Origin of the sequence: Chitinimonas sp. BJB300 (assembly GCF_002735695.1) — a bacterium.
Lineage (GTDB): Bacteria > Pseudomonadota > Gammaproteobacteria > Burkholderiales > Chitinimonadaceae > Chitinimonas.
In genome coordinates this window covers 24,251-37,368 of sequence record NZ_PDZH01000004.1, presented here as the reverse complement: position 1 = coordinate 37,368, position 13,118 = coordinate 24,251, and the positions used below count along the sequence as shown (strand labels likewise).

Below are 13,118 nucleotides of genomic sequence, written 5' to 3'. Positions count from 1 at the left end.
AGTAAAGAACCACGCCGGTGCGGTACGCAAAAGCGCGATAGTCGATTTCTCAGGGTTTCACTTGGTGAGATCAATTCAACAATGGGTGCGATTTATCCAAATTTTATCGGCTATTTTCTTTTTCCCTATTTTCTTTGATTAAAGCCTATATCGAATCCACTAGATCAATTGCCCAGTTCCATAATCAGCGCATATTTCTTTTACTTCAATTTCATTTACCAGGATTGATCTACCCATCCTCGGCAAAAGGTATCAACCTACCCCTTCCCTCGTAAAAAGATAATTTCGGACATTAACGCTTGACCAAATGTTTGACCGGCCTGTTTTGCCACGATCTCACAAGAAGATAACAAGGCTATTTAAATCGTTCAGGCTGTCATTGAAGAGTGATCTACACAACGATGTTCTTTTCATAACCCAGAGAACAGACTCAAAGTGATGTCACACTTTATCAACTTCCACACTACTTCTTCAAAAAATCTGTATCCGCTCGCCACAAGCAAGCCAGTGACCTGATGCCCTGGTTTGACGAGAAAGTGACAAGCACTCTACAAAATCATAAATGATTGTTTTATTTATTAATAATTAACGAATATATAAAATATGAAGGGTGCGTTGCTGAATCAATACTTTTACCTCTTCCACTCAGCTGATTATCAACACCATCCAAACTCATACTTTTCGCACTGCACCATTTTTCTTTTGCAGAAAAATTAAATACTTCACATCTATTACATGCTGCCCATGAAGTAAATGCTCAAATAAATATTGCATATGCACAATCGCAGTTACGGTTTTCCCCAATATTCATATTAAATCGCATTAAAATATTTTCAAAAACAATAACAAAAAGGAACCCGTCATGCAGTTAACTGATATGCCTTCACCGTCCCCGGAAGACTGCGGACTTGCCTGCTTGATCATACTCGCGCAGTTCCATTCAACTGCGGCGAATAGCGCGCAGTTACGGCATCAATTCGGCCAGGATGGGCAACCCTTTGATGAAACCCAACTCTTGCTGGCATCCCGTTCACTGGGTTTAAAAGCTCGCGTCGTCAACACTCGCATCGGCCGTTTGGCGACAACACCTCTCCCTGCCCTGGCACTCAATACGGAAGGCCAGCACTTTGTAATTGCTCGGATCGACGGGGAACGCGTTCTGATACAGGACCCAAGTGTTGGCCGGCCACAAGTGCTATCGATGACCGAATTGGAAGCACGCTGGAACGGCCGGTTGATGCTATTAGCCTCACGGGCTTCGTTGACCGGTGAATTCGCCCGGTTCGACTTTTCCTGGTTTATTCCCGCTGTCATCAAATATCGTAAGCTACTGCTGGAAGTACTCGGGGTGTCCCTCGCATTGCAGCTGTTTGCCTTGGTTACCCCCATGTTTTTCCAGGTGGTGATGGACAAGGTGCTGGTGCACCGCGGTTATTCCACGCTCAATGTCATCGCTATCGGCCTGGTCGTAGTTGCCGTCTTTGATGTTGTGTTGGGTGGTCTGCGCAATTATGTGTTTTCCCATACCACCAACCGAATTGATGTCGAACTGGGCGCGCGCTTGTTTCGCCACCTGTTGGCGCTACCGCTGAGCTACTTCACCAGCCGGCGGGTGGGGGACTCGGTAGCGCGCATCCGAGAACTGGAAAACATCCGCAATTTCCTCACTGGTCAAGCCATGACGTCGGTGCTGGACTTGGCATTCATCGTGGTATTCCTTGCGGTCATGTGCATCTATAGCGGCTGGCTGACACTGATCGTCGTACTGTCGCTACCCTGCTATGGGCTGATCTCTGCCGCCATTACCCCCAGCTTACGTGCCCGCTTGGATGAAAAATTCGCGCGCGGGGCCGATAGTCAGTCTTTTCTGGTGGAGTCTGTTTCCGGCATTGAAACTGTCAAAGCGATGGCGGTAGAACCGCAATTCACCCAGCGTTGGGATAAACAACTGGCCGCCTACGTGGCCGCCAGTTTTCGGGTGGTAACGCTCGCGACATTCGGCCAACAGGGTGTGCAACTGGTCAACAAATTGGTGACCGTGGCGATCATGTGGTTTGGGGCCAAAATGGTCATTGAAGGCCAGCTCACTGTCGGCCAATTGGTTGCCTTCAATATGCTGGCGGGTCATGTCGCCTCGCCTATCATTCGGCTGGCCCAGCTTTGGCAGGAATTCCAGCAAGTCGGCATTTCCATGCAGCGCCTGGGCGATATTCTCAATACCCGCACGGAGATTCCACAAAGCCGACAAGCACTGGCCGCGATTGATGGCCAAGTCACCTTCGAGGACGTGAACTTCCGCTACAAGGCCGATGCACCCGAAGTGTTGCGGGGTATCAACTTGACCATTGCACCGGGAGAAGTCATCGGCATCGTGGGCCGTTCAGGATCGGGCAAGTCCACCCTCACCAAACTATTACAACGGCTGTATATCCCCGAACGCGGCCATGTTCGCATTGATGGTATCGATCTGGCCTTGGCCGACCCCGCCTGGTTGCGTCGGCAGGTTGGCGTGGTCTTGCAGGAAAACCTGCTATTCAACCGGTCGATTCGCGACAACATTGCCCTGACAGCACCCGGCCTACCGCTGGATGCCGTAATCGAGGCCGCTAAACTGGCCGGCGCCCATGACTTCATCTGCGCGTTGTCGGAAGGGTATGACACCATCGTCGGCGAACATGGCACCGGCTTATCGGGCGGCCAACGCCAACGCATCGCCATTGCGCGTGCGCTGGTAATGAATCCTCGCATTCTGATTTTCGACGAAGCCACCTCGGCGCTGGACTATGAATCCGAGCGCGTCATTCAAGACAACATGAAGGACATCTGCCAGGGTCGTACTGTACTCATCATCGCGCACCGGCTATCTGCCGTACGCGTTGCCCATCGTATCGTGGCGATGGACAAGGGACAGATAGTCGAGATTGGCCCGCATCAGGAACTCGCCAGCAAGCCCGGCGGTTACTACGCCAACCTGCTTGCCCTGCAAAACGGCTGAAGGAGACACCATGAGCCTCGCTTTGCATGCCGTGCGTGATTTATTTACCCGCTATACCAGCATATGGAAAACCGCGTGGGCACAACGCCATGACATGGTTTCGCCTCAACGTACAGACCACGAGCTGGCCTTTCTACCTGCGCATCTGGAATTACAGGAAGCGCCGGTGCACCCAGCACCACGCTGGGCGATGCGTCTGATCATCGCTTTGCTGGCCATCACCTTGCTGTGGGCCCTCATCGGCAAGCTCGACATCGTGGCAGTTGCCCCGGGCAAGGTGGTACCGAATGACCGTATCAAGGTGGTTCAACCGCTGGAAGCCGGTGTAGTACGGGCAATCCATATACGCGATGGGCAAGCCGTAACCGCGGGCCAGTTACTGATCGAGCTGGACGCCACCGCTACCGGCGCCGACGTGGTGAAATCGGAAGAAGCACATGAAGGCGCCGCCCTGGCCCTGGCCCGGGCAAATGCCTTGCTACAAGCACTTGAGCAACGTTCTGATGTGCAGCTGATCAGCCCACCCGGCGTCAGCAGCCAACGTGTTCTCGCCGAAACACAACTGGCGCAGGCACAGCTGGCCGAGCACCGCAGCAAACAAGCCACTCTGTCGGCCGAATTGCAAAAACGCCGGGCCGAACTGACCACCACGCGTGCCTTGGTAAACAAGCTGGAGCAAACCCTGCCCATATCCAACGAGCAGGCAGCCGATTACAAGCGGCTGCTGGAACAGAACTTCGTCTCCCGCCATGGTTATCTGGCGCAGGAAAAAGAGCGCATTGGCCTGGAAAAAGATTTGGTCGCGCAGCGCAGCCGTATCCAGGAATTGACTGCCGCCATCCAGGAACAGGAAACCCAGATGACGAGCCTCACCGCTGAATTCCGCCGGCAACTGCTTGATGCGCAAAATCAGGCTTATCTGCAATCGATGCAGTTCACCGAAGACAGCACAAAGGCACACCAGCGGCAACAGCTTACCCGGCTTACCGCCCCAGTAAGCGGCACCGTACAGCAGTTGGTTGTCCATACCGTCGGCGGTGTTGTGACGGCAGCCCAGCCCTTGCTCGTGATCGTGCCGGACGACTCGTTGGAAATCGAAGCGATGGTCGAAAACAAAGACATCGGCTTCGTCAGCCAGGGCCAGTATGTGACGGTCAAGGTAGAAACCTTTCCCTATACCCGTTATGGCTATCTGCGTGGCCGTGTCATCAGTGTATCGAACGATGCCATCAATGATGAAAAGCGCGGCTTGGTTTACCACGCCAGAGTGAAGCTTGATGCCGACAAGATGTGGATAGATCGCAAATGGATACGTCTCGCCCCCGGCATGGCGGTTACTGCCGAGGTCAAGACAGGCCTGCGGCGCATCATCGACTATTTCCTCAGCCCGCTCACCGAGCAAGTCAGCGAAGGTTTCCGGGAGCGCTAGTCCGTCTCCCCCAAGTGCATAAGGCGTAACCCACCAACCAATTGAAATTGTATCGGCACTACCGTGGCATACACGGTAACGCTGGTACATCACACTCCCACTATGGTGTGCATCCATTGCACGGCTAGGGGGGAGTGCCGTGCCGCGCCTCGGTTTAAATAAGGCGCAATCGTTGTGTGTTTCGTCAATCAAGGAGTCACACCATGGCATTCGAAGACTTACGGCAAAAGCTGGATTTTGCTGCCGATTCTTTTTCTTTTCTGCTGGAAAAAATCAAGTACATCCAGACGCAATCCATCATCAACAGCGCCAAAGTCATTACGCTGTCGGACTATCTAGGAGGGGATGCCAAGACGTTCCTGGATGCCACGAAAGTACTCGGTCTTACGTCTTCCGAATCCGATCTCAAGCTCTCAGAAACCCTGGGAAAGCCAGTGGTGAGCAAAGAAACACTGGATAGCTGGGTCAATCAGGTTGAGTACAGCAAGAACTCACTGGTTTTGCTGACCCACTTACTCAAGGATGCCACACCAACACAGCAGGCAGCTGTCCAGACCGAACTGAATGAATTGATCGTCGCCACCAACGACATCCAGCCACAGTCGGGCTTGGCGCGTAGTTATCAACTTATCACCTCAATGGCGCGTACCTACACCAACCTGGCAAAGATCCAATACGAACGCTCATTCGAAAAACTGACATCGGGGTTGGGTAACATCATCTCCAACAACAGCTCGGTTGTAGAAGCGTGGCGCGCGCAGGGTATCAGCATCGACCCATTGCGACGTATCGACCACCTGCAAACCAAACTGTCACAGTTGATGGGGGGTATCAATCTCAACAACGGTGATTCAACATTTGCCAAGAGCTGGCAGAAATGGAAAAACGATGCGTTGACATCGATCACCCCGGAAGCCATCAACAAGTCCGCAAAAGAAATCTATACCTCGCTCAATAAGGATCCCAAAAACAAGATCACGCTCGAACAAGCCAAACAGACCGCTATCGAGCTGGCAAATTATCGTATTGAAGCTGACGAGATCCCCAAACTGAAAGGCTCGCTGCTCAACAATTCGCAGTATCAACGGTTAGCCGACCGTTACACCACTCGCAGCAGCGCTCAACAATTTGGGCGCTTTCTGGGTTCAGGTGGGTCGCTACTGTTCTCGGTACCCGGGGAAGTTTTCGCTGCGACAAACACCGATGAGGCGGCCAAGCACGCCATCAAGGCAGCGCAATTTGCAGCAAGTGCGCTTAATGTACCCTATGCCATCGCCTATACGATGATCGAGGCACGGCTGAAAAATCAAAGCCCGACCAAAGTATTCAACGATTTCGTCGTGTCGTTCCAGAAAAATGCGCAGAAGGTTACGGTTCAGCTACCCGATAAAGTGAACCAATTATTCGGCAAGGCGCAGTCGTTTAATCTTGGTACGGTTGACGTACTCGATGAGCAACGCCTCAAGGTAATCAAGTCAGCCGGTGATGAAGCCAAGTTCAATTTCAACCGTGGTAAGGAACTGGGTAAGCAACTTGGCAAGTCCGTCGCATTCTTTGCTGCCGACTTGCTGTCGTTTGCCAATGACATCTATACCGCCGCCAGCACGCCACCGAAAAGCGACCTGGGCAAAGCCCAGCTGTCACTCAGCCTGCTAACCGATACCGCATTCTTTAGTGCCGATATGCTTTCTGCAATTGCATCTGGGACAAAAGCACTGCGTGCAGCACAGGGCCTGGCAGTCGTTGGGGCCGCGCTGTCATCCGTCAACTCCATACTCAACATTGTCGACGTCGCTCAGCGCTACAAAGGGGATTTCAGTTCCGAGCAATCGAAGTGGGATCTGTCCAATGCCATCATCAGCACCGCTGCCAGCATCGCCGGCATCGGCGTATCCATCGTTTGCCCACCTGCAGCCTTGCTCTTTATGTTGATCCCGAATTTCTCTGCGATCGGTCAAGCTGTTGAACTGAATAGAACCTGGTACGAATTCACCGGTAAAGGACTGAATCACGAAGCGCAGGTAGTTGACACATTGCACAAGATTTCTGCGCTGGATGCCACACCGATCGTGAACTGGTTCTCCGGTGTCTACACGCCCGATCTGAAGAACAAAATGCTACGTGCCATGAACGCCGAGTGGTATCAAGCGGCGTTTGATGACCGTATGAATTACATCGGTAAAGAAAGTACTACCAACCTCCAGAGCTACGCCGCCAAAGCCGGTACGCAAAGCTACCATCTGATCACTTCGTCTAAACAGGATTTCAACTATTTAGGCAGAGAAAAGAGTGTGTCCGACTGGGTGGACATCGCCACCAGCATCGGTGGACAAACTACCGTACGTTCGAGCAAAAAGACCAACAACAGTATGGATTCGACAGGTGTACTCCAACTGGATGGCGCATTAAATGAGCAGTCTGCTACAACCGGCTTTGATGCGGTTTATCAAATTGATAAAGGAGACGGTCAAAACATCCCCGACCTCACGCTCGACAACAGCCGCTCTACGCTCAGGGGCCTCTATATCAACGCCTCTGCCCCCAACGTACACATCAAGGCTGGTTCGGGTGACGACATGTTCGTGCTCGGCGAAATGCTGGCTGAGTTGAACGGCGGCTTGGGTTCCAACAACGTCAGCTTTCAGCTCGCCACCAAGGGTGTTGCCATCGATATGAAACGCGGTACCAACATCGCCGCCTGGAAAGGCTCTACCTTTGCCGACACAGTGCTCGGCACCAGCAGCAATGATATGTATGCCTCCGCCGGCGGTGGCGACAACATCCAATTGCTGGATGGCGATGACTTTGCAGCCGTTGGCAACGGGGATACGGTCGATATGGGTGCCGGGGACGATGTGACGTTCTTTGATGATCTACCTACACTCGCTAATGGTGGCGCTGGTACAGACACCGCTGTTTTTCAGAACATGAAAACCGGCATCCGGTACGCGAGTAATGGGATTGCCGAAGGTTCCCTTCACGCAGAAAACCAAGCGGACAATGTCCCGGCAAAGTCACTTAAGCTATACGAATCACTCATTGGTACACAGCATTTTGACGATATCACGGTATTGAAAGGCGACGCCCTCCGCTCGTTTAGCCTGGGTGCAGGCAGCGACCTGCTTACCCTTGGTGCCGTATCTGATGTCACTGCCTTTCTTGGCGATGGTAATGACACCATTCGAAACGACAAGGAAGTCAACGGGTCCAGCTATAGCAATGGCTCATTTTTTGGCGGAAAAGGCAATGACACATTTACCCTGACGCTCAACAACTCCAGTGTGCTGCTTGACGGCGGTGAAGATAACGACATTATTCTGGTTAAGACGGCTGTGGGGAGCGCCAACAACAAAGCCGAGATTGTCGGGGGCGCAGGCGATGACACTATTTGGCTAGTGGGGGATGTTGAAAGTACCATTCGTTTTGGTACGCAAGATGGTACCGATGATATCTACGATGACATGCAACGCAGCCAGCGCATGGTATTGGTGTTTGATGGCGCTAATCAGCAAGACGTGCAGATCAGTTATCGCGCTTACACCGGCACCATGACATCGACCGACGCCACAACATCAACCAGTAATAGCTACGCCTGGACGGTGGATATCAAGGTCGGCAACACCACTGCAAAGCTGCATACCTTTGCCGCAGTCCCAGCCGACATCATGGTGGTAACGCCCAAAGATATGGGCGTGCGGACGCTGGATATGCTCACTGGGCAAGCTCTTAGCTCGCTCTTGACCAATGATCCAAGCGCTACCCCCAGCCTGGACGTGTCTGCTTCCCACCAAGCTGCCTTGTTGCTCGACAGCATGGCCAGCTTTGGCCCAGATAACGGCGCGCATTCATCCTCCAGCTTGTCTCGCCCCGCATCAACCCAACCACAATTGGCAGCCGCACCTTTCTAATGGCTGACCAATGGTGAGCATCGGGTTCAAACCCTAACCCCGCAAGTGCCCTGCTGATATGGCGGGGCAATTGCGGTGTCAACACCTGATAGGACATGCCTTGCTTCGAAGGGGATGTGTATAAGGCTCGACCCTCGTGTTAGAGAACTTCTGCACCCTGCTTATGCAAAACCGCTCGATTGCGACGCTACGGCAGGGCCACTTGCCACTTCCTTAGCGCCATTTGCCTCGCTGCCGCAACCACATGGCCTAGATGAATGACGACTCACCCTAATTGGCTGATTAAAAGAGTAAAAATTGATAAGCGCTGTCCATTTTCGAAAGACTGGCGTGGCTTACAGCATTAGTTTGATCAAACCAATACGATAAAAGCGGTAGCGACAAGAATCACAGTTGACTGTAAAAAGAATCGCCGCAAGAAAGATCGTGGTGTTTCCCTTATCGGCTACTTGGGCCAATCAGACAGTCTGCCGCATCCTTTGCCAGAACAAGCCCAGCCCAAGGCATTTGAACTCCGCGCTTCCTTGAAAGCTATGCCGCAACGTAGGCCGCGGCATAGCACACCTAGCGGTGTGGGATAAGCAACTTGCAGCCTCCTGTACCTACATACACGTCGGTTTCTGTGCAGCGCTTCCCGGTGTGGGCACCTGCTCGCGACAGAGCATAAACAAGACTCCAAGCCTCGGCCGGAGGCCATGCAGTAGACCTTTGAAATTGTACTTGCGCTACCCCAAAACTTAGGCCAGTGCAGGTACATCTCCTACCGTCCCAAGGTATGCATTGAGTGCATAGACAGGAATGGTACCGCACCGCATACCAGATCCAGGATGTGGTTGAGCATCTCGTCAAGCAAGGAGTCGCATCATGGCATACGAAGACTTACGGAAGAAACTGGATTTCTCTGCTGATTCATTCTCGTTTTTGCTCGAGCAGATCAACAGCATTCTAAGCAGTTCTGAGCAGAAAGGCGGTGAAGATGCAAAGGTTATTTATCTGAACAAATATATGGGCGGTAATGATGCCCAGGCATTTCGAGACGCCACGAAAGCCCTCGGCCTATCCCTAACCAAGGCTGACCACGATCTAATTTGGAGACCCATCGGGACAGTCAACAAGGAGGAGGACAAGAACGATTGGGCAGTCATCAGGAGGGAAACCCTGAATAATTGGGCCACTCAGATTGAAGACAGCAGGAATTCGCTGGTTCTGTTAAGCAATCTAATTAAGGATGCAGCACCCGACAAACTAAAATCGCTACAAACAGAATTAGACAATCTGAACAAAATCACCGGATCAAGCCCTCCACTCCCAGGGCAAGCACGCAGCTACCTAGTATTCACCACATATTCCCGCTTCTATAACGACCTAGCGAAAATCCAGTACCAAGGTTCATATGAGAAGTTGACGTCCGGCTTGGGTAATATCCTTTCCACGGACAGTACTCGCGTAAAAACGTGGCGAGATAAGGGCCTCGACATTTCCCCCTTGCAGCGTATCGACCGCTTACAAATCAGGTTGTCGGAGGAATTGGGGGGCATCAACCTGAACAAGGACAATTCCACGTTCGCCAAAAATTGGCAAAAGTGGAAAGAAGAAACGCTGAAGACAATTACCCCTGACGCCATTAACGCTTCTGCAAAAAAAATCTCCGATGAGATGGCGAAGGACCCCAATAACAAGATCACCCCTGAACGAGCGCGGCAAATCGCCGTCGTATTGGCCAACTACAACCTAGAAGCGGTTGAAATCCCCAAGCTGAAAGGTAATTTACTCAACGATTCACAATATCATCGAATGACAAGTCGCTATGCGGCTCGGAGTAATGCGCAACAATTCGGACGCTTCCTGGGAGCAGGTGGGGCGCTATTGTTCGCCGTCCCCGATGAAGCCTTTCAAGCAGCGAATAAAGATGAAACCGCCAAACATGCGATCACAGCCGCATATTATGCCGCCAACTCACTCAAAGCCCCCTTCGCTATTGCCTATGCATTGATTGAAGCACACCAAAAAAAGGAAAGTCCAACCAAGGCATTCAATGATCTTTTCATGGCATTTCAGAAAAGTGTCACGAACTTACCCAATCAGTTACCCAACAATGTAGACAAGCTCTTTCGCAGAGGCGAATCACTTAACCTCGGTACGGTAGATGTTCTGGCTGAAGAACGGTTGAAAGCCATCAAATCGGTGGGTGAAGAAGCAAAGTTCAGTTTCAACCGAGGCAAGGAACTGAATACCAAGCTCGGCAAGAATAGTGTCTTCTTTGTCGCCGATATGCTGGCACTCGCCAACGATATCTACGCGGCCGCCAACACACCGACTACTGATGTGAAAAAGGCACAGTTAACCCTGACCACACTGGCCGATACAGGGTTTTTCGCTACAGACATAATCAACACACTTACCTCAGGCACCAAAGCATTGCGCGCAGCACAAGGCGCTGCCGTGGCTGGTGCGGGTTTAATGACAGTCAGTTCAATACTTAATATCGTTGAGGTGGCTAATACCTATAAGGGGGATTTCAGCTCTACGCAATCGAAGTGGGACCTGTCCAACGCCGTCATTGGCACCGCCGCCGGTATCGCTGGCATCGGCGTCTCGCTCGTCTGCCCTCCTGCGGCTTTGCTTTTCATACTCGTTCCAAACTTCTCAGCGATCGGCCACGCCGTAGAATTAAATAAGACCTGGTATGAATTAACCGGCAAAGGCTTGAATCACGAGGCGCAAGTAGTGGACACGATGCATAAGATCGCTGCGCTGGATGCCACACCTATCGTGAACTGGTTCTCGGCCATCTACACAAATAAACTGAAGCACGATATGGACAGGCTGATGACTGATGAGTGGCTCCATAATTCATTTGACGACCGCATGCGCTATCTCACCAGCCAAAGCGTCAGCTCCCTCGCCGACTCTGCAGACAAATTCGGCGCACAGAGTTACCACCTGATCACCTTCTCAAAGCAGGAATTCAAATATGGCTCTGAAAAAAATGTATCAGAGTGGGCAGATCTCGCTGTCAACGCAGACAGGACGGTCAATATTATTGACGCCAAGGGCAATCCAGCTAAGGTTGTGAACCCTAACGCTACGCCCAATCTGACAACCGCTGTCCGCTCAAGCAACATCAAAAGCGACACCGGCAGCGACAGCAGAGCCAAAGGCGTACTGCGGCTGGATAATGTCTTCGACCAGACAACACATAAAAGCGGCTTCGATACGGTTTATCAAGTCGACAATGGCGATCAGCCGGAAACGTATGACCATAAGGCCGTCTCGCTCTCGCTTGATAACAGTCGTTCTACATTAAACTCGCTGTATATCAATACCAAGGTGTTCTACTTTGAAGTCACAGCAGGGGCAGGTGACGATATGTTCCTGCTCGAAAATATGCCGCAGAAGCTGGATGGCGGCGAAGGAACCAACACTGTCAACTTCCAACTCTCTACCCGGGGCCACAACATTTTTATGAGCCATGCTGAGCATATTCAGGCATGGAAAGGATCGGCGTTTGCCGATACTGTTGAGGGCACCGGAGGCGATGATATGTATGCATCTAACGGAGGCAACGATGTCATTAATTTAAGGGGTGGCGATGACATTGCCTCGGTCGGCAGTGGCGTTACCGTGGACATGGGCGATGGCAATGACCGTACCTTTTTCGATGATGCACCGGCACTAGCCAATGGCGGTGCTGGCGATGACGTTGCTGTGTTCCAGAACATGAAGGGAGCGGTGTACTACGAGACCAACGCCAACAAGCCTGAAGGCACGCTTAGCTCCAAGACAAGCGACAATCATGTTGTCAGCGGAACGCTCAAGCAGTATGAATCGATTATCGGCAGTCAATATGACGACGATGTAAGAGTCCTACGTGGTGACTCACTGCGTTCCTTTAGCCTCGGTAATGGCAACGACCTGATCCGAGTTGGTGCAATTTCCGACCTTACTGTCTTCATGGGGGATGGCAACGATTCACTTTACAGCGACACCGACGCCCACGATTACACCTACAGCAACGGCTCCTTCTTTGGCGGTAATGGAAACGACCAGTTCGGTCTGACCCTGAACCACAGCGACCTGATGATCGATGCAGGCGAGGATGACGACACCATTGTTATCCGTGGTGCAGCTGGCAGTACAGGCAACAAAGCGGAAATCATTGGTGGTAGCGGCAACGACAAAGTCTGGCTAATGGCAGATGCTGAAACCACCTTCCGGTTTGGCACCCAGGATGGCAGCGACGATATCTACGATGACATGCAACGCAACCAGCGCATGGTATTGGTATTTGATGGCGCTACTCAGTCAGAAGTGCAGATCAGATACCGTCCCTATCAGGGTTCCGCTACCCCACCGGGCGCTACATCGCCACCAAGCAACAAATTCGCCTGGACGGTGGATATCAAGGTCGGCAACACCACTGCAAAGCTGCATACCTTTGCCGCAATCCCAGCCGACATCATGGTGGTAACGCCCAAAGATATGGGCGTGCGGACGCTGGATATGCTCACTGGGCAAACTCTTAGCTCGCTCTTGACCAATGATCCAAGCGCTACCCCCAGCCTGGACGTGTCTGCTTCCCACCAAGCTGCCTTGTTGCTCGACAGCATGGCCAGCTTTGGCCCAGATAACGGCGCGCATTCATCCTCCAGCTTGTCTCGCCCCACATCAATCCAACCACAATTGGCAGCCGCACCTTTCTAGTCTCTGGGCTGCGTTGATAGTCGGATTCAAACCTTGCAAATGCCCTGCTGATACGGCGGGGCATTTGTAGTGGTAATCCCTT

General features: G+C 52.1%; 4 protein-coding genes. All 4 read left to right on the top strand.

From position 1 onward, the window contains the following. Nucleotides 1-862: 862 nt before the first annotated feature. The 4 genes from CSQ89_RS01235 to CSQ89_RS01220 all read left to right on the top strand — a co-directional run bounded on the left by CSQ89_RS01235 (nt 863) and on the right by CSQ89_RS01220 (nt 13,036). A complete protein-coding gene (locus tag CSQ89_RS01235) occupies nt 863-2,995 on the top strand; it encodes a type I secretion system permease/ATPase (RefSeq protein ID WP_304441788.1) in 2,133 nt (710 codons plus the stop codon). A 10-nt stretch (nt 2,996-3,005) separates the two neighbouring features. Then, a complete protein-coding gene (locus CSQ89_RS01230; protein ID WP_099404374.1) occupies nt 3,006-4,424 on the top strand; it encodes an HlyD family type I secretion periplasmic adaptor subunit in 1,419 nt (472 codons plus the stop codon). 203 nt (nt 4,425-4,627) lie between these two features. Beyond that, entirely contained in the window at nt 4,628-8,332 is a 3,705-nt protein-coding gene (locus CSQ89_RS01225) for a calcium-binding protein (protein ID WP_099404373.1), read from the top strand. Between the two features lie 864 nt (nt 8,333-9,196). After that, nucleotides 9,197-13,036, top strand: coding sequence for a calcium-binding protein (locus CSQ89_RS01220; RefSeq protein ID WP_099404372.1), 3,840 nt, complete (start codon nt 9,197-9,199; stop codon nt 13,034-13,036). Nucleotides 13,037-13,118 lie beyond the last annotated feature (82 nt).

Bases quoted from the DNA above. Each gene is read 5' to 3' on its own strand.
- CSQ89_RS01235 (WP_304441788.1), top strand. From the start codon at position 863: ATGCAGTTAACTGATATGCCTTCACCGTCCCCGGAAGACTGCGGACTT.
- CSQ89_RS01225 (WP_099404373.1), top strand. From the start codon at position 4,628: ATGGCATTCGAAGACTTACGGCAAAAGCTGGATTTTGCTGCCGATTCT.
- CSQ89_RS01220 (WP_099404372.1), top strand. From the start codon at position 9,197: ATGGCATACGAAGACTTACGGAAGAAACTGGATTTCTCTGCTGATTCA.
- CSQ89_RS01230 (WP_099404374.1), top strand. From the start codon at position 3,006: ATGAGCCTCGCTTTGCATGCCGTGCGTGATTTATTTACCCGCTATACC.